Origin of the sequence: Streptomyces blastmyceticus (assembly GCF_039521185.1) — a bacterium.
GTDB classification, from domain to species: domain Bacteria; phylum Actinomycetota; class Actinomycetes; order Streptomycetales; family Streptomycetaceae; genus Streptomyces; species Streptomyces blastmyceticus.
In genome coordinates this window covers 468,962-486,724 of the sequence record NZ_BAAABW010000013.1, presented here as the reverse complement: position 1 = coordinate 486,724, position 17,763 = coordinate 468,962, and the positions used below count along the sequence as shown (strand labels likewise).

10 protein-coding genes and 1 pseudogene are annotated in these 17,763 nt (G+C 70.1%); 6 read left to right on the top strand and 5 right to left on the bottom strand.

Translation table 11 applies throughout. From position 1 onward, the window contains the following. Positions 1 to 155 precede the first annotated feature (155 nt). Positions 156 to 626 carry a profilin family protein gene (locus ABD269_RS12325; RefSeq protein ID WP_344117845.1) on the top strand — a complete coding sequence of 157 codons (471 nt, stop codon included), beginning with the start codon at positions 156 to 158 and terminating at the stop codon, positions 624 to 626. 152 nt (positions 627 to 778) lie between these two features. On the opposite strand, the gene ABD269_RS12320 is transcribed toward ABD269_RS12325, so the two are convergent. Next, entirely contained in the window at positions 779 to 1,492 is a 714-nt protein-coding gene (locus tag ABD269_RS12320) for an SDR family oxidoreductase (RefSeq protein WP_344117844.1), read from the bottom strand. A 71-nt stretch (positions 1,493 to 1,563) separates the two neighbouring features. On the opposite strand from ABD269_RS12320, the gene ABD269_RS12315 reads away from it, so the two are divergent. Beyond that, entirely contained in the window at positions 1,564 to 2,379 is an 816-nt protein-coding gene (locus ABD269_RS12315) for a helix-turn-helix transcriptional regulator (RefSeq protein ID WP_344117843.1), read from the top strand. Between the two features lie 138 nt (positions 2,380 to 2,517). Here ABD269_RS12315 and ABD269_RS12310 read toward each other — a convergent pair whose 3' ends face one another. Next, positions 2,518 to 2,985: a GNAT family N-acetyltransferase gene (locus ABD269_RS12310; RefSeq protein WP_344117842.1), complete on the bottom strand. Its 468-nt coding sequence runs from the start codon at positions 2,983 to 2,985 to the stop codon at positions 2,518 to 2,520. A gap of 175 nt (positions 2,986 to 3,160) precedes the next feature. Here ABD269_RS12310 and ABD269_RS12305 point away from each other — a divergent pair. After that, positions 3,161 to 3,355, top strand: a pseudogene (locus ABD269_RS12305) (helix-turn-helix domain-containing protein); the annotation flags it as partial. Between the two features lie 561 nt (positions 3,356 to 3,916). Here the strand turns inward: ABD269_RS12305 and ABD269_RS12300 are convergent. After that, the gene (locus tag ABD269_RS12300; protein ID WP_344117898.1) at positions 3,917 to 4,120 is read right to left on the bottom strand and encodes a hypothetical protein; all 204 of its coding nucleotides are present in this window, start codon (positions 4,118 to 4,120) and stop codon (positions 3,917 to 3,919) included. 61 nt (positions 4,121 to 4,181) lie between these two features. Further along, positions 4,182 to 5,216: a zinc-binding dehydrogenase gene (locus ABD269_RS12295; RefSeq protein WP_344117841.1), complete on the bottom strand. Its 1,035-nt coding sequence runs from the start codon at positions 5,214 to 5,216 to the stop codon at positions 4,182 to 4,184. Between the two features lie 63 nt (positions 5,217 to 5,279). On the opposite strand from ABD269_RS12295, the gene ABD269_RS12290 reads away from it, so the two are divergent. Next, a complete protein-coding gene (locus tag ABD269_RS12290) occupies positions 5,280 to 12,506 on the top strand; it encodes an SDR family NAD(P)-dependent oxidoreductase (RefSeq protein ID WP_344117840.1) in 7,227 nt (2,408 codons plus the stop codon). A gap of 10 nt (positions 12,507 to 12,516) precedes the next feature. Beyond that, positions 12,517 to 14,118 carry a class I adenylate-forming enzyme family protein gene (locus tag ABD269_RS12285; protein ID WP_344117839.1) on the top strand — a complete coding sequence of 534 codons (1,602 nt, stop codon included), beginning with the start codon at positions 12,517 to 12,519 and terminating at the stop codon, positions 14,116 to 14,118. A gap of 87 nt (positions 14,119 to 14,205) precedes the next feature. On the opposite strand, the gene ABD269_RS12280 is transcribed toward ABD269_RS12285, so the two are convergent. Next, positions 14,206 to 14,937 (bottom strand): cytochrome P450, encoded by a 732-nt coding sequence (locus tag ABD269_RS12280; RefSeq protein ID WP_344117838.1) that lies wholly within the window; start codon positions 14,935 to 14,937, stop codon positions 14,206 to 14,208. Between the two features lie 949 nt (positions 14,938 to 15,886). Between ABD269_RS12280 and ABD269_RS12275 the strand changes: the two genes are divergently transcribed. Further along, positions 15,887 to 17,386 carry an MFS transporter gene (locus ABD269_RS12275; protein WP_344117837.1) on the top strand — a complete coding sequence of 500 codons (1,500 nt, stop codon included), beginning with the start codon at positions 15,887 to 15,889 and terminating at the stop codon, positions 17,384 to 17,386. Positions 17,387 to 17,763 lie beyond the last annotated feature (377 nt).

Sequence of the window (17,763 nt, the reverse complement as noted above, 5' to 3'; positions counted from 1 at the left end):
TCCGGCCTGACCATGATCACCGGTCGCTGTACCAGTAAGTACCGAGGCCGAACAGGAGGTGGCGTGATTCCGCCCTGCTGAACCGGAATCCGTCCGGGAAGGGCCGCCCTCAGCGATCAACGACCGGATAGGTTGCTGTCATTCGCCTATGGATCATGAACCTTGGCGACCACAACGAGGAGGGGCACATGTCGGACTGGCAGACATCGTTGGAAGCCAACCTGATCTCCACTGGGAATGTTCTCGCTGCGGGACTCGCGTACTCCAACGGAGAGATATTCGCGGCGGCGGCTGCAGACGGGGACGCCTGGGAGCAGCTCTACAATCCGGACTCCAACGAGGCTGAGACCATCGCGAAGGTCTTCGACTTCTCCACCCCTCCGGGCCTCGCCTGGATCGGAGGGCACAAGTACACGGTCAGCTCCCGCGATACGGAAGCAGAGGTTGAGGGGGCCTCCGGGCGCGCCGTCCTGGCGGTGCTCCAGGGCGGAGAGAAGGGGGCCAGCCTGCTGTACCTCGAAGACCTCGGCCAGATCCTGATCGCGGTGCATGACGAGACCCGGAGGCTGGGAGGCGCAAGCCGCATGGCTCTGCTGTCATACGCCAGCTCCTTCTACGGGGAGTAGCCCGCCGCTCAGGGCCGGGAACCGGAGGCCCGGCGCGCTAGCCGAGCAAGATCAATCTCAGCGCCAACGGCTGTGACCACCTCCGCCCGGTTGACGGTGGCCACGCGGCGCGGGGAACCTGCCCCGCTGAGCGCTTCCGGGTCTCGGCGCGCTCACCAGGGCACGGGCGTTCCGTCCCAGGAGAAGAAGCCGCCGGTGGGGCCGTCGTCCGGCAGCAGGGCCAGGCGGAGTGCGCCTTGCGCGGCTTCGGCCGGGTCACCGCCGGCGGCGGCCCGGGCGTTGAGATCGGTGGCCCGCAGGCCGGGGGCGAGCGCGTTGACCTTGAAGCCGTCTTCGTCCAGCGTCTGGGCGTAGAAGATGGTGAGGGCGTTGAGGGCGGCCTTGGACGACCGGTAGGCGGCGCCGCCACCGCTTCCCGGGGTGAACTGGGGGTTGGGATGCGTGCTCCAGGTCAGCGACCCGGTGCCACTGGAGATGTTGACGATGCGCGGGTGCGGGGACCGGCGCAGGGCGGGCAGGAAGGCATTGGTCACCGCCACCACCCCGAATACGTTGGTCTCGTATGCCAGCCGGAATTCCTCGACGGGGGTGTCGGCCGGCGGGGCGAGGGAGGGTGCGATGCCGGCGTTGTTGACGAGCACGTCCAGGCGGTCCACCTGAGCCGCGGCCTGTGCGATGCCGTCGGGATCCGTCACGTCGAGGACCAGCAGGCGGGCGCCGGCGCCGATCTCCTCGACGGCCCGCTTTCCGCGCCCGGGGTCGCGGGAGCCCACGTACACAGTGAAGCCCTCGGCCGCGAGCAGCCGGGCGATATCCTTGCCGATGCCCTTGTTGGCACCGGTGACCAGAGCAGTGCGATCGTTCATGGAACTACGATCCCCTCGCAGTGGGTGCCCTGCCAGGGACAGGCTGTACCAGGCAAGCGACCGGAGGCGACATGGCACGGCAGGAACTGGCCCGCTTCCTGCGGGACCGCCGGGCGGGCCTGCGTCCGCACGACATCGGCCTCCCGGCGACAGGCACCGCTCGCCGCACACCGGGCCTGCGCCGCGAGGAGATGGCGGAGCTCGCCCACATGTCGGTCGACTACTACACACGGCTGGAACAGGCCCGGGGACCGCGGCCATCGGCCCGGATCCTGGACGCGCTGGCCCAGGCACTGCGGCTCACGCCGGCCGAGCGCAGCCACCTGTTCCGCCTGGCGGGATCGAGCGCGCCGCCCAGCATCAGCGCCGTGCGGCGAGTACGCCCGCACGTGGCCCGGATGCTGGAACGGCTGCCGGAGACCGGCGCCATCGTCACCGATGCCGCGTACGGCGTCGTCGCCTGGAACCCCCTGGCCCAGGCACTGTTCGGGGGCGATCTCGGAGGCGGGACGACGAACCTGGCCCGGCGCCGCTTCCTGGGCCAGGGACGGATGTACGAGAGCTCCAGCACCGAGGAGTTCGGGCACATCGCGGTGGCGCGGCTGCGCCGGGCCGCCGACCGCTACCCGCATGACCCCGAGCTGACCGCTCTGCTGGCCGAACTGCACGCCGACAGCGAGGAGTTCCGGCAGATCTGGGAGACGCGCCCAGTCCACGCTCCCGGGCACCGCACCAAGACGCTCGACCACCCGGAGTCCGGCACGCTGCGGCTGAACTGCGACGTCCTGCTCGTGCCCGAGGACGACCAGGAAGTCGTCCTGATCACGGCCGACCCCGGATCACCAGCCGCGCGGACCCTGCACAGGCTGGCCGGGAAGACGACCTGAAACAGCGGGAGACCGGGCCGGACCGCTCCAGGTCCCTGCGGCCGGCCGCACCAGCACCGATCTGCTGCCCGCCCGCGGCAGCACAGCTACCGGTAACGGCCTGGGGAGCGATTGCCGGTGACGGCTGGTTGGTCAGGGCTATGAGACGTTCAGCGGCAGATCTCGGTGGAAGACGGCCATGGCCCGGCCGGGGCCGTTGTAGTCATCGACGATCTTCGTGTCGAAGCCGAGGGTGCGATGGAAGGCGATCGATCCAGTGTTCTCGACTGACGTGATCGCCTTCAACTGCAGTGCACCATGACGTTCCGCTGCTTCAGCGAACGCCGCATACAGGCGACGCCCGAGACCGCCGCCACGGGCGTCGTCCCGCGTGGCGATCAGATGCACGTACCCGGTGCCGTCCGGGGTGACGAACCCGAAGATGTACCCACGAATTCCGTCCTCGGCTCGGGCGACCAAGCAGGTGGAACCGAACTCCTGCACCAGCGCCAGAAGGTGCAGCGACCGAAGGTCGCGTTCGCCCCAGTAACGGGGGTGATCAGTCAGGACCTGGTAAAAGTCGGCCACCCCGGCCGGTGCGATGTGTATCCCCATGACGACGATCATGGCAGGCCCCTTGGCCGTTACAAGCGAAGGGCCGCAAGGGTTGGGCAAGTTGTGACGCAAGCCTGGGCCCGTGCGGCCTGCTCCCACCCTGCCCTGTCCGGGGTCTCCCGCGCACACTTCGGCGAGTCGCGCGAAGAACTCGCCCCCCAAGTGACAGGCCGTCCGTGAGTCGGCCTTGCGTGAGCGGCAGGGCGGGGACCGAAAGCGGGCTGTTGGTGCCGGGCCCAAGCAACGCCTGGTCTTCGTCGACCGGCTCCTGGTCACGCTCGTGCACCTGCGGCTCAGGCTGCCGCACGCCGCTCTGGCACAGTTGTACGGCGTGGACCGCTCCACCGCCTCCTCCTCGGCCCGAGAGGTCCGCCCGCTGCCGGCAGCTCGCGGCTTCGCCGTCCCTGACCGGCCGGGACTGCGGCTGCACACGCTGGAGGACGTACTCGCCCATGCCGAGGCAGAAGATGTGGACCTGAGGATCGACGGGACCGAGGCGCAGGTACAAGCAGTGGCGGCCCCTGCAGCGGTTCACCGGACGCCGCGAAACCTACGCCGAGACCCGCCAGGCCATCGCCGGGCCAGTCTCCGACCGATCCGCTCGGCAGGCAACCCGCCGCAAGCCGGGCACCGCTGGTACTCGCCCGCCAGGCCACCTACTGATCACCCATCAGCGGACCCTCCAGGCCAGCACACCACAAACTCAATCACTCCCAAGGCCGTAAGGGACGGGAGCGAGACGGACGGTCGCCGGGGCTCCCTTCCCCACCGGCCGCGGATACGACCACGACATCTACCGCAACAGCACCCTCGCACGCGGCATCGCGCCACCATCATCCGGCGTGCCCCCTTCACGGCACAGGCAACTGGGCACCCGTCGGCGGGTGGTCGAGCGAGGTTTCCTCTGATGCTAAGATTTCGAACTCCGATTTGCCGACTACGTTCAGACGGCGCCCTTTCCATCCCTCAAGGCAGCCGCAATATCCCGGAGTTCAGCCACCGCCTTCAACGCCTTCTCCTTGTCCCAATGCGGTCCACCGCCGGATTCCGGTGCGTCGTTGAGGACACTGGCCAGTGTGTTGAGCGGACAGTTCACGGATTCCTCATCCGGTACAGGCACGTTCACTCCTCCAAGAATTCCGGACATGGGCTGCTTCCTCTCTGGGTCTCTTCGCTCGCTGCGGGATACCGGGCCTTTGCACGGGAGATCACAGGCGTACGAGAATTTTCAGGGCCTCTCGCACCGACATGGCTCGGTAGCCGTCGGGTACCTCGTCGAGGCTGGTGGTGCGGTCGAAGACGCGGCCCGGCTCGATCTTGCCGTCGAGGATGTCGGGCATGAGCCTTTCGATGTAGGCGCGGGCGGGAGAGGCGCCACCCGTCAGGGTGATGTTGCGGAGCACTATGGCGCGCCCGACGGGGCCTTCCTCGTACCGGGGGACGCCCAGTCTGCTGACGACCCCGCCGTCGGTGACGACGTCGAGGGCGGTTTCCAGCGCCTGCCGGGAGCCTACGGCCTCGATGACCTTGTCGGTGCCGTCTCCGCCGGTCAGCTCCCGGATCCTCGCGACGGCCTCCTCGCCGCGCTCGGTGACGACATCGGTGGCACCGAACGCGAGCCCCAGGTCCGTACGGCTCGCGTGGCGGCCCATGAGGACGATCCGTTCCGCACCGAGCCGCTCGGCGGCGATGACGGCGCACAGTCCGACGGCCCCGTCCCCGATGACGGTGACGCTGTCGCCCGGCGCGATGTGGGCGGTCACCGCTCCGTGGTATCCCGTGGTGAGGACGTCCGAGAGGGTCAGCAGCGAGGGCAGCAGTGGTGAGTCCTCCCCGACCGGGAGCTTGACCAGCGTGCCCCCGGCCAGGGGGACACGGACGACTTCACCTTGGCCGCCATCGATGCCGTCGAGGCCGTACAGGCCGCCGCTCCGGCAGGAGGTATGGAGGTCCTTGCGGCAGAAGTCGCAAGTGTTGTCGCTGAACGAGAAGGGCGTGACCACAAGGTCGCCAGCCTTCAGTCCTGCTGCCCGGGAACCCACCTCCTCGACGACGCCGAGGAACTCATGTCCCATGGGCTTGCCCTGCCCGGTGGCGGGCATGGTGGCGTAGGGCCACAGATCGCTGCCGCAGACGGAGGAGAGCACCACACGCACGATCGCGTCAGTGGGCCGGCGGATCCTCGGGGCAGGACGCTCCTCCACGCGTACGTCGCCCGCTCCATACATCACGACCGCGCGCATAACCTCCCTTTCGCTGGTCGAACTTCACTGGTCGAACCGGCCGCTCGGAAGGGCGGCATCGAGGTGCTTCCTGGTCACGGATTGCACGAACAGAGGGGCATCTACGGGAAATCGTGTTCGAGTCCGGTGTCAACTGCCGCCCCGTCCGGGCTCTTTCCAGACGATCCAGCAGCGATCGCAGTCATACTAGCGGCGACGACCAAGCGGCTTCACGCTGTTCCAGTAAAGCAGTCCACCTCAATCGGCGTGCCATCAGTCGGATTATCGGAGGTTTTTGTGGCCTTGTCAGCTCGCGAACCGGTGGCGATCGTCGGAATGCACTGCCGATTCCCGGGTGGCTGCGATTCTCCCGCCGAGTTGTGGCAACTGCTCGTCGAAGGACGGAATTTCCGTACGGGGCTGCCGAACAACCGCGGCTGGGACCTGGGACGCCTCACCCAACCGGACACGAGCGCCGCCGGAGTGACATACGTCCGGTACGGCGGGTTCCTGGATCGCGTCGGTGACTTCGACGCCGCCTTCTTCGGTGTGGGTCCTCGCGAGGCCACGGCCATGGATCCGCAGCAGCGGTTACTGCTGGAGTGCGTGTGGGGGGCGGTGGAGAACTCCCGTACCGCGCCTGGGGTGTTGCGGGGTTCCCGGACCGGGGTGTACGTCGGGATCAGCGAGAGCCGCTATCTGTGCCGCCTGGGGCGGGCCGAGGCGGATCTCGAGGCGTATCTGCCGACCGGTCTGTCGGTGAGCGCGGCGGCCGGGCGGATCTCGTACGCCCTGGGCCTCCACGGGCCCGCGCTCTCGGTGGACACCGCGTGTTCCTCGTCCCTTGCCGCCCTTCACCTGGCCACACGAGCCCTGCGTACCGGGGAGTGCGAGAGCGCGATCGTGGCCGGCGTGTGCGTCATGGCAGAGCCGGATGTCCTGGTGTACTTCTCCCGTCTCGGCGCTGTCACCGCGGATGGGCGCTGCAAGTCCTTCGCGGCCGAGGCGGACGGTTTCGCACCGGCGGAGGGTGTCGCCGCGGTGATGCTGATGCCGCTCGGCCGCGCCCGTGCCGAGGGCCGCCGGGTGCTGGCCGTCATCCGCGGCACGGCCCTGAACGAGGACGGGACCGGCGAGGGGCTGACCGTTCCCAATGGCTCCGCCCAGCGCGCGGTGATCGCCGAGGCGCTGCGGGACGCAACGCTGCATCCCGGGCAGATCGGCATGGTCGAGGCGCATGGAACCGGGACCCCGGTGGGCGACCCGATCGAGGCGGCCACACTGCTGGACACATACGCCGTCGGCCGCTCTCCGGACTCGCCCGTCTGGGTCGGCTCGCTCAAGTCCAACATCGGCCACACGCAGGCAGCAGCCGGAATGGCCGGACTCGTCAAGACGGTTCTGGCCCTGATCCACGAGGAGATGCCCGCCACTCTGCACGCCGTCAACCCGACCCCCGCAGTGGACTGGTCGGCCGGGACCATGCGTCTGCTGCACACGGCCCGGCCATGGCCACGCGGCGACGAGCCGCGCCGGGCCGGTGTGCTGGCGTACGGGATCAGCGGCACCAACGCTCACGTGGTGGTCGAGGAGGCTCCCGAACAGCCCGTCCGCGCACGGCGTCCCGCGCGGCGGAACCCGGGGCCGGTGGTGTGGCCCGTGTACGCCGCGACGGCCGAGGCGCTGCCCACGCAGGCCCGGACGCTGGCGCGCCACGTGCGCGAGCACCCGGGCCTGGATGTCGCATCCGTGGGCCTGTCCCTGGCGACGACGCGCACACCGCTGCCCGAACGCGCCGCGGTGTCCGGCGAGAACACCGCGTCCTTGCTGGCCTGCCTCGACGCCCTGGCCGAGGGCCGGCAGGCGGACGGTGTGGCGCGGTCACGTGCCGCTGGTGGGCACGGCCCTGTGTTCGTCTTCCCGGGGCAGGGTGCTCAGTGGGACGGCATGGGCGCGCGGCTGCTGGATGAGTCCCCTGTGTTCGCGGAGGCCTTCACCCGGTGCGCGCGAGCGCTGGGCCCGTGGACGGACCACGACGTCGAGCAGGTGGTGCGCGCGGTCCCCGGTGCACCGTCGCTGGAGCGGGCCGAGGTGGTACAGCCTGCACTCTTCGCCATGTACGTGGCCCTCGCGGAGCTGTGGCGAGCGCATGGGGTCCAGCCGACGGCGGTGATCGGACACAGCCAGGGCGAGATCGCGGCGGCGTGCGTGTCGGGCTTCCTGTCCCTGGAAGAGGCCGCTCGTGTGGTGGCCCGGCGCAGCCGGCTCCTGCGGGCGGTCACGGCGCGGGGAGCCATGGCGTCGCTGGCCGTTCCCGCCGCACGTGCCGAGAAGATTCTGGCGCCGTGGGCAGGGCGGCTGGAGGTGGCGGTGGCCAATGGCCCGTCCGCGACCGTCGTAGCGGGTGACGCGGACGCCGTTGACCAGTTGCTCGGCGTCTGTGCTTCCCAGGAAGTGTGGGCGCGACGGCTGCCGGTGGACTACGCGTCGCACAGCCCCCATATGGAAGCCGTACGCGACGGCCTGCTCAGGGACCTCGCGGGCACGTGCCCGGCGGTCGGCGGCATCCCGATGTTCTCCTCGACCACGGGAGAGCCGGTGGCCGAAGGCGAGTTGAACGCCGACTACTGGTACCGGAACCTGCGTCGGCCCGTGCTGTTCGAAAGGGCGGTGCGCAGGAGTCTGGAGGCGGGCTTCACGCGGTTCGTCGAGGTCTCTCCGCACCCGGTACTGACGGGGCCGTTGCGGGACATCCTCTCCGACGCGGGGATCGACGGAGCCGTGAGCGGCTCGCTGCGCCGTGAGGGGGGTGGTCTCGACGGCTTCGTGTCCGCCCTGGGCGCGGCGCACGCGGGCGGAGCCGACGTCAACTGGTCCGCGCTGTACCCGGACGCCGAACCCGTCGATCTGCCGACCTACAGCTTCCGGCACCGGAGTTACTGGCCCGCGCCCTCGCCACGTACTCCCGGACTCGCCGCGGCCGGTCTGGAGGACGGCGGGCACCCGTTGCTCCCGGCAGTGACCGACCTGCCGGACGGCACGGTGATGTGCACGGGGCGACTTTCCCTGGACGCTCAGCCGTGGCTGGCCGATCACGCCGTGCACGACACGGTCCTGGTGCCCGCAACGGGCATGGTGGAGCTGTTGCTGTACGGAGCTCGCCGCGTCGGCCGGCGGGCTCGGCTGGAGGACGTCCTCTTCCACGCCCCGCTGATCGTCCCGGACTGCGGTGTCGACATCCAGCTCCACTGCGCGGCCGAGAGCGACGGGCGGCATCGCCTCACTTTGTACTCGCGCAGCCACTCCGGTACGGGGCGGTGGACTCGGCATGCCGAGGCGTCGACCGCCAACGCCGAAGCCGCTCAAGCGTCTCTTCCTGTGCCCGTCCGGCCGTGGCCGCCCCACGGCGCGGAGGAGGGCGCGGCCCCCGACTGCTACCGGGCCCTTGAGGACAAGGGGTACGCGTACGGCCCGTGTTTCCGTAATCTCACCGCCGCCTGGCGGCAGGGCGGGACCTGGTACACCGAGGCGCGGTTGGACGACGGTGTACAGCACGATGGGTTTGCCGTGCACCCGGCTCTGCTGGACGCGCTGTTGCATGGCCTGTTGGTGGACGGCGGGCCTGAGCGGACGTTGCTGCCGTACGCCATCGGTTGCGTTGAGGTCTTCGCCGAGGGAGCGACCGAACTGCGCGCCTGCCTCACGGCCTCGGAGAGCGAGTGCATCGGCCTGGAGGCCACGGACGCGGTAGGGCGTGCAGTCGTCCGGATCGAAGACCTGCGGCTGCGGCCCACCACCGCGCTGAAGCTCCGTTCGGCGCTCGCCGTGGTGGACGCCACGCTGTTCACTCCTTTCTGGGACGTGCTCCCGGAAGGGGAAGGAGTGGAGCCCGGCGCGGACTGGGTCGGTGCGGGCCCCGGAACCGGTCTGCCGGTGAGCCGTTCCTTCGAGGGCATGGCCGCCGTGGCGGACTCGGTGGCGACCGGCGACCTGGTGCCGGGCACCGTGCTGCTCGACTGCCGGGACACCACGGGTGAGACGAGCGGCCACACCGTACCGTCTGCTCTGGAGCGGCGCCTGACCCGCTTGCTGCACGAGGTGCGCACGTTCCTCACCCGGGACGAACTGACCGGTGCCCGCCTCGCGGTGCTGACCCGTCGCGTCCATCCCACCTCTTTCGGGGAGGAAGTGGGGGATCTGGTGGGGGCGGCGTGCGCGGGGCTGCTGCGCTCGGTGCACAGTGAGCACCCCGGCCGGGTCCTGCTGATCGACACCGATGCAGGTGAGCCGTCCCCCGGGGCGCTGGCCGCCGCCGTGGGATCCGCGCGCCCCGAGGTCGCCTTGCGGAACGGCGGGATCCTCGTCCAGCGGCTTCGGTCCGCCCATGACGAAGGACTTGCCCTTCCTGTCGAGGACGACCGGCCCTGGAGTCTGGTCCTGGCGGCCGGGCATACTCTGGAGGACATCCGAGCCGTTCCGGTCGTCGGCTTCCCCGACCGGGTGGAGGACGGCAAGGTGCGGATCAAGGTGCACTCCACAGGGATGAACTTCCGCGAAGCCGTGATGGGCCTGGGCATGCTGCCGGGGAGGGGCATCGGTTTCGAGGTAGGCGGCACCGTCGTGGAGACCGGCGTCGGCGTCAGCGGGCTGCACCCCGGCGACCGCGTGGCCGCCTCACTGCTCCGACAGGCCGGAGGGTACGCGTCACTTGTGGACGTGGACCACCAACTGGTCGTGCCGGTCCCGGAGAAGTGGACCCTCACGCAGGCGGCCACGGTGACCGGGGCCTTCCTGACAGCGCAATATGCGCTGGTCGACCTGGCCGGTGTGCGACCGGGCGAGAAGGTCCTCATCCACGCGGCCGCCGGAGGGGTGGGGATGGCGGCCGTACAGCTGGCGCACGTCCTGGGTGCGGAGGTCTATGCCACGGCCAGCCAGGGCAAACAAGAGCTTGTCGCGGCCATGGGCGTTGCCCGGGACCGCATCGCCGACTCGCGCACCCTGTCCTTCGAGGACGACCTGTTGCGGGCCACCGGTGGCACCGGGTGCGATGTGGTTCTGGGCAGTCTCTCCGGGGAGTTCGTGGATGCTTCCCTGCGCCTGCTCAGGAGGGGCGGCCGGTATCTTGAGATGGGGAAGACCGACACCCGCGACCCGGACAAGGTCGCCGCGGCCCACCCCGGCGTCACCTATCGCGCCTTCGACCTCGCCGATCACCCCGCGCCGGGGGTCGCGCTGCGGTGGCTCATGGACCTGTTCCGGGACGGGGCGCTGACCCCGTTGCCCTTCCGTACCTGGTCGGTCCGCCAGGCATGCGGCGCGCTGCGCTTCCTCAGCCGGGGCCTGAGCACCGGGAAGATCGTGCTGACTCAGCCGCCCGTCCTTTCCCCCGAGGGCACCGTGCTGATCACGGGCGGCACCGGCACCCTGGGGTCGCTGCTCGCCCGTCATCTCGCGCACGTCCACGGCGTACGGCACCTGCTGTTGCTGAGCCGCCAGGGCGAACGAGCCACAGGCGCGCGGGAGCTGGCCGAGGAACTGTCCGTGCACGGCGTCACGGTGGCCTTCGCCGCCTGCGACGTGGCGGACAGAGCCGCGCTCGCGCAGGCTCTCGTCTCGGTCTCACCCGAACACCCCCTGACTGCCGTCGTGCACGCCGCCGGCGCGCTGGATGACGGCCTGGTCTGCGACCTCTCCCCCGAGCGTCTGCGGACGGTCCTGCGTGCCAAGGCCGACGCCGCGTGGCACCTGCACGAGCTCACCCGCGACGTCGACCTCAGCGCCTTCGTGCTGTACTCCAGCATGGCGGGCCTGGTCGGCACCCCGGGCCAGGCGAACTACGCCGCGGCCAACGCCTTCCTGGACGCCCTGGCCCACCACCGCCGGCAGCAGGGGCTCCCCGCGGTCTCCCTGTCCTGGGGTCTGTGGCAGGAGACCAGCGGGCTGACGGCGGGCCTGCGGGCCGCCGACCAGGCACGCCTGTCGCGGCACGGGCTCACGCCGCTGACGACCCGGCAGGCACTGGCGGGATTCGACGCCGCGCTGGGCCTGGACCACCCCCATGTCGCCGTCACGGCGCTGGCACGCCACGCGCCCGCACAGGAGCCCGACGGGCTGCTGGCCTCCTTGTTCCGCCACCGCCCGGCCCCGACCCGGTCCACCGCCACCACGGCGGCGGACAGCGAGCACGAACGTCTGCTGTCCCTGCCGTCCGAGGAACGCCTCTCCGCCCTCACCGACCTGGTACGCGCCCAGGCGGCCGCGGTTCTGGGGCACGCCGGCAAGGAGAGCATCCGCAGCGATCAGCGCTTCCGCGACCTGGGCATCGACTCCCTCGGCTCGGTCGAGCTGCGGACCCGGCTGGCCCGTACGACCGGTGTCCGCCTCGCCGTCACTGCCGTGTTCGACCACCCCACGCCCGCGCGCCTGGGCGAGCACCTCGGCGGCCTGCTGATCCCGAAGGCCCGGACGTCCGCCGAGAACGACGAAGACGCTTTCGTCACCGAGGTCCTGAACGCCTGGGCCCGAGGCGACGTCGAGGAGGGGCGACGACGGATGAGGGAAGGCGCGGCACGCCGCTCCTTCACCGGTCGCCACGAGCAACTGCACACCGGAGAGTGGGCACGGCTGAGCGAGGGCCCGGCCGGTCCGGGGCTCGTGTGCCTGCCGCCCTTCACCACCGCTCCGTCCTCGACGCCGTACACCACCCTGGCGGGGCTCTTCGACGGACGGCGCACGGTACGGGCCGTCCCCCTCCCCGGGGCGCTGGACGACGAGCGCCTGCCCGCCTCCATCCGTACCCTGACGGAAGCCTGGGCCGAGTTCCTCGCCCGGTCGGCACCACCGTGGCCGTACGTCCTCCTGGGGCACTCCTCCGGCGGTCTGCTGGCCCACGCGCTCGCCCAGACCCTCCAGGAGCGTGGCACGCCTCCTGCGGGACTTGTGCTGCTGGATCCTCCGCTGCTTCGCTCGGCTCCCGAGCGCCTGGCCCGTGAACTCGCCGCGCGGGTCAGCCGGGCGCGGTCGCTCGTCACCCCGGCCATGCTGACTGCCGCGGGCAGTTACGCCGACCTGTTCACCGACTGGACTCCGGCTCCGCTCGACGCCCCGACCCTGCTCGTCCACCCCCAGGACAGCAACCTGCCCGAGAACTGGCCGTGTCCGCACACGTCCTGCGCCGTCCCGGGCGATCACTTCTCCCTGCTCACAGAACACGCGGCACACACCGCGCAGTCGGTCGAGGACTGGCTGACCGCCCTGGAACAGCCCGCCGCACCAGAACACGCAGGCCCTCACCACCCGGCACGATAGGAGACACCCGGTGAACACCCACCCGCCAACTGCCGGTACCACCTCTGCCGGCTACCCGGATGCGATCCTGCGCGTCCTGTCGACGTCGCCCGACCGAGAGGTGCTGATCGCCTCGGACGGACGCCGGATCACCGCCCGTACGCTTCGCGACGACACATACCGACTGGCGCGAGCCCTTCACCAGCGGGGAGTCGGCCGTGGAGTGTCTGTGGCCCTCCTGTCCGGCAACACCCCGGAGGCCATCCAGGCCCGCTACGCCATCACCCTCGCCGGAGCCCGGCTGGTATCCCTGTACGAGACGACCGACCCCACGGCCCTCGCCGCGTTCCTCGACGGGGCCGACTGCGCGCTGCTGCTCGTCGACTCCACCCGGAACGACACCGCGAAGGCACTGCTTCCCCTGATCGAACGGACCACGGTGTGCGGCCTCGGCACCGACGAGCCCGGCGAGGACCTCCTCGCGAGTGCCACCGAGTACCCAACCGGCCCTTTCGCGGCGGCAGTCCGCCCCGAAGAGGACTGGAGTGTCGTGTCCACCGGCGGGACGACAGGCGGCCCTCGGGGCGTACGCATCGCCCACGCCGCCTACAACACGATGCTCGCCGTTCCCGTACCGGGGCTCGGCACACCGCCCCGCCTCCTCGTGTGCACGGGATTCGTCTCCTCCACCGGCGCCCTGACCGACCTCACCCTCCTGCAGGGAGGCACGGTCATCCTCCAGCCGTCCTTCAACCCCCGCGGACTCCTCACCGCGATCGAGCAAGAGCGCGTGACCGTGATGTGGCTGCCGCCCCCGCTGCTCAGGCACCTTCTCGACGAGCCGTCCCTGCCCACCACCAACGTGTCGAGCCTCACCCGGATCATGTACGGGGGCTGCACCGCCTCGACCTCCCTGCTGCGGCGGGCCATCAAGGTCTTCGGCCCCATCCTCCAGGGGTGCTACGGGCAGACCGAGGCCGGCCCCATCAGTTCCCTGCTGCCGCACGAGCACGCGGACGATCTGGCCGACCGCGACGGAGCCGTCTCCGTGGGGTGGCCGTTGCCCGGCGTCGAGGTCTGCGTACGCGACCGGAATGGCGAGCCTCTGGAGCACGGGCAGGAAGGTGAGATCTGGGTGCGCTCCCCCATCGTCATGTCCGGCTACTGGAAGGACGACGGTCTCACCCGTGAGGTACTGCACCCGGACGGCTGGTTGCGGACAGGGGACCTCGGCCGCTTCGACGAGCGGGGCAATCTGTCCGTCCTCGACCGGCTCACGGACACGCTGTTCGTCTCCGGAGGGGACCGGCTGGTGCGCGTGCACCCCGCAGATCTGGAAGAGCTGCTCGCAGCCCATCCGTCGATCAGTGAATGCGCGGTCTTCGCAGCGAGCGGTGCCGATCTGAGAGAGGAGATCCACCTCGCCGTGGTTCCCACTGCGGGCAGTCGAGTGGACCTGGAGGAGATCGGTGCCTTCCTCACGAAGCAGAAGGGGGCACATTGCGCCCCTGCCGCGCTGCACACGCTGACGAGCCTTCCCCTCACTCCCCGGGGCAAGCCGGACAAGCGGGCACTGCGCAACAGCCTCGGCCTGGCGACCTCCCGACAGCCGGACCACAGCGCGACGAGGTAACGGAGTACGGGAGAGGCCGGCGAGTGCCGGGCGACGCCCGGCAAGCCTGCGCGTGTCCAGGGGCCCCGCGCGGTCCCTGGACGTTGCTCACCAGGAAACCGGCATCTCCTGGACCCCGTAGTTCATCGAGTCCGAACGGAATCGCAGCTCTCCGAGCGGCCGGTCGAGGCGCAGTCCGGGGAAACGGCGCAGCAGCGCGGGAATGGCGACCTGGAGTTCCAGCCGAGCCAGGCTCTCACCCGGGCAGCGGTGTGGCCCGTGTCCGAATCCCAGGTGGTAGCGAGCCTGTCGGCCGACGTCCAGTCGGCCGGGTTCCTCGAAGACCCGCGGGTCCCGATTGGCCACGTCTCCCGCGAAGATCACGCCGTCGCCGGCGCGGATGACGCCGCCCGCCACCTCGATGTCCGCCGTGGCCACACGGCGTCGGCCGCTCTGCGCGACGGACAGGAAGCGCATGAGCTCGTCCACGGCGCGGGCGACGTCCTGCGGCTCACCGTCGCGCACGCGCACGAGTTGGCCGGGGTGCTGGAGCAGCAGACAGGAACCGAGCGCGATCATGTTGGCGGTCGTCTCGTGTCCGCCCAGGAGGATCAGCAGGGCGTCGCTCGCGCACTGCTCACGGCTGATCCGCCCGGCGGCCATCTCCTGAGCCAGCACGCTCATCAGGTCGTCGGCGGGATCCTCGGCCTTGGCGTCGGCCAGGGCCGCGAGGTACTCCAGAATCCGGCGCCATGCCGCGCAGACGACTTCGGCGCTGCTGTTGATGTCGGTCAGTTCGACGCAGTCCCGCTCGAAGAACTCGTGGTCCGCATACGCCACGCCCAGGAGCTCACAGATGACACGTGAGGGCACGGGCAACGCAAAGGCAGTCATCAGATCGCAAGGCGGCCCCGTCTTCTCCATCGCATCCAGCGCAGCGGAAGTGATCTCCTCGATTCGGGGGACCAGCGCCCGCATACGACGCGCGGAGAAGCCGGGAAGGAACCGGCGTCGGTGCTCACTGTGTTCCGCGCCGTCCATCCTCAGGAACGTCCGGGTCCTGCCCACCGCCTGGGAACCCGAGCTGAAAAACGGATAGTTCGGGTGACGGTCGTCCGCGCTGATCCTGGGGTCGGCGAGAAGTAACCGTTGTTCCTCGTAACCCGAGATCACCCATGCCGTTCCCCCGTTCCACAGCCTCACCCGGGGCAAGCCCTCCTGTTCGAGCCACCTCATGCGCTCCGGCGGCGGATCGAACGGCGCCTCGGGATCACGCCTGAAACCGAATTCCGGAAGACACTCTGCGGTGTGATCCATCCCGCCCCTTCAGCAGCAGACGAACATCCGACCTGGTGACTCGACGACAGTCTCCCGCGTCGGCGAAGGCACAGTGCCGCGCCGTCGATCCGTCACTCGGAAGGTGGAGGAGCGGCCCGGCCGACGGAGGCCGTCGAGCCCTTCGGCCATCTCGCCCCGAGACCATCACAGGAGCCATCGCCCTCTTCACAAGGAGTGGCGAACCACCGGATCGAGCAGGCACATACGCAGATCGTCGGTGACCGCCTCGTCGAGATCGTCACCTGGAGACCTCTATCAACCCCCGAACGAGTGACGGCATCGCGAAGGCTGGAGGGACCTGGCGAGAGGCATGTCATGGTCGGGCGGGACGAGGATGGAGCGCCTCGAGCAGGAGGGCCTGGGGGACGGCGCCGTTCAGCCGCGCCCCGGGCCGGGGGGACCGCCACGCCGGTCTTGCGCACCCCCATCCCGGCGTGACAGGAGAGTCCCGATGAGCCGACCCATCCGCTCCGGCCGCGCTTCAGCAGACAACCCCTCCACCGCGTCACCACGCCTGGGCCTGGTTCTCATGGTCATCGCCGCCGCCCAGCTGATGGTGGTTCTGGACTCCACCATCGTGAACATCGCGCTACCGGAGATCCAGCACGGCCTTGCCTTCTCATCCACCGGCCTGCAGTGGGTGGTCACCGCGTACGCGCTCGCATTCGGCGGGCTGTTACTGCTCGGCGGCCGGGCCGGCGACATGTTCGGGCACAGCCGGACGTTCCTGGTCGGCATCGCCCTGTTCTCAACAGCCTCCCTGCTCGGAGGGCTTGCCGCTGTCCCCTCGTGGCTGGTGGCGTGCCGGGCCCTGCAGGGCGCCGGAGCCGCGATGGCCTCCCCGGCCGCCTTGGCGCTGATCGCCTCGACCTTCCCCGAAGGAGGACCGCGCAACCGGGCCATGGGCGTCTACGCCGGCATGGGCAGCAGCGGTGGCGCGATCGGCCTGTTGCTCGGCGGACTGCTGACCGAGTATGCCTCCTGGCGCTGGGTCATGTTCGTCAACGTCCCCATCGGAGCCCTCGTACTGCTGGTCGCCGCACGCACCGTTCCGAAGACCGCGGTCCGCGGCGGGCAACTCGACCTGCCCGGTGCAATCACCGCGAGCAGCGGCCTCGCCCTGCTGGTGTACGGCCTGTCCAACGTCTCCGCCCACGGCTGGGGTGCGACGTTGACCCACGGCCCATTGATCGCCGCTGCGATCCTGCTCGCGGGCTTCCTCTTGATCGAACGGGTTGCCTCACAGCCCCTGGTACCGCTCCACCTCTTCCACGACCGCAACCGCTCCAGCGCCTACGCCATCATGCTGGCCATCGGTGCTGTCATGTTCGCGATGTTCTTCTTCACCACGCAGTACGAGCAGAACGTCCTCGGTTACAGCCCTCTCCGGGCGGGCGTGGCCTTCCTGCCCTTGACCGTGGTCCTGGTCGTCGTGGCCACCGTGGTCTCACGGGTCCTGGGCGACCGGACCGGCATCCGGCTCGCCGTCACCACCGGCCCCCTGGTCATCACCGCCGGGCTGTTCTGGGCCACCACGGTAAGCACCCACAGCAGCTACCTGGACCTGCTCGGGCCGTTCGTGACGACGTCCGCCGGTGTGGGCATGAGCTTCGTCCCGCTCACCCTCATCACCGTGGCCACGGTCCGGCCCGAGGATCGCGGCATCGCCGCCGCCCTGCTCAACGCCTCCCAGCAGATCGGCGGTTCATTCGGCCTGACGGCCCTCGTCACCGTCGCCGGCAACGCGGCCAGAAACTGGGAGCGCCGTCCCGGCACAGCCCGGATGCCCGCTGAGGGACTGGCCCGTGGTGCCTTCACACAGGGCTACCACGAAGCCTTCCTGACGGCCGGTTTCATCACGCTGGCCGCGTTCCTGATCGCGACAGCCGCCATCCGCACCCGGCCCGAACCCGCAGGCGACGCCATCGCCGCCGTGCCCGACCCCGGCTGAGGCCCCTCCCGCGACCGTGGCGGGGCCGCCGACCCGTTACGAGCTGGGCATCACCGGCCACATTCGGCTGGCGCAGGTCTGTGGCAAGGCGGCCCCGATGTGGTACCGACACGATCGCCTCCCGAGCGGCACGGGCGACGGCGCGTCCGGTCTGGCCGCCACCGCGCGACGGCAAGGTCACCTGCCTTGCAGCTGCCATGACGGCAGTCGACAGCCCTGGCTACGTAGGCGTCTGCGGGAGGCGTTTATTGCCGACTTCGGATGGCAGTTCGCGGGCCGGGAGCCGTGGAATGTCGGTGAGAATTGAAGGCGCTCATGCGTTCGAGTGAGGCGATCGCGGTCGTTGGCAGGCGGGGTGGGCGCACCCGGCAGCAGAG

Bases quoted from the DNA above. Each gene is read 5' to 3' on its own strand.
- ABD269_RS12310 (WP_344117842.1), bottom strand. From the start codon at position 2,985: ATGATCGTCGTCATGGGGATACACATCGCACCGGCCGGGGTGGCCGAC.
- ABD269_RS12295 (WP_344117841.1), bottom strand. From the start codon at position 5,216: ATGCGCGCGGTCGTGATGTATGGAGCGGGCGACGTACGCGTGGAGGAG.
- ABD269_RS12325 (WP_344117845.1), top strand. From the start codon at position 156: ATGAACCTTGGCGACCACAACGAGGAGGGGCACATGTCGGACTGGCAG.
- ABD269_RS12315 (WP_344117843.1), top strand. From the start codon at position 1,564: ATGGCACGGCAGGAACTGGCCCGCTTCCTGCGGGACCGCCGGGCGGGC.
- ABD269_RS12300 (WP_344117898.1), bottom strand. From the start codon at position 4,120: ATGTCCGGAATTCTTGGAGGAGTGAACGTGCCTGTACCGGATGAGGAA.
- ABD269_RS12275 (WP_344117837.1), top strand. From the start codon at position 15,887: ATGAGCCGACCCATCCGCTCCGGCCGCGCTTCAGCAGACAACCCCTCC.
- ABD269_RS12320 (WP_344117844.1), bottom strand. From the start codon at position 1,492: ATGAACGATCGCACTGCTCTGGTCACCGGTGCCAACAAGGGCATCGGC.